Source organism: Paenibacillus sp. OSY-SE (assembly GCF_000283315.1).
In the GTDB taxonomy this organism is placed as follows: domain Bacteria; phylum Bacillota; class Bacilli; order Paenibacillales; family Paenibacillaceae; genus Paenibacillus_B; species Paenibacillus_B profundus.
The window spans coordinates 1-327 of sequence record NZ_ALKF01000073.1; the positions used below are offsets into that span (position 1 = coordinate 1).

The 327-nt window shown below is 55.4% G+C and carries 3 tRNA genes; all 3 read right to left on the reverse strand.

From position 1 onward, the window contains the following. Nucleotides 1-30: 30 nt before the first annotated feature. Nucleotides 31-106 (reverse strand) — tRNA-Val (locus tag A372_RS0100430). Between the two features lie 14 nt (nt 107-120). Beyond that, a tRNA-Glu gene (locus tag A372_RS0100435) sits at nt 121-195 on the reverse strand. A 16-nt stretch (nt 196-211) separates the two neighbouring features. Beyond that, a tRNA-Ser gene (locus tag A372_RS0100440) sits at nt 212-303 on the reverse strand. Nucleotides 304-327: the final 24 nt, after the last annotated feature.

Genomic DNA, 327 nt, shown 5'->3' on the forward strand with positions numbered 1-327 from the left:
TGCTCCACCCCGCGCTATTGATGATAAATATGGTGGACACTAACGGGTTCGAACCGCTGACCCCCACCCTGTCAAGATGGTGCTCTCCCAGCTGAGCTAAGTGTCCATATGTATGCTCTATGGTGACCCGTAGGGGATTCGAACCCCTGTTACCTCCGTGAAAGGGAGGTGTCTTAACCCCTTGACCAACGGGCCTCAGTAAAGTCCTAACTGGCGGAGAGAGAGGGATTCGAACCCTCGAGACGCTTGTGACGCCTACACGATTTCCAATCGTGCTCCTTCGACCAGCTCGGACATCTCTCCAGATGGCTCCCCGAACAGGACTCG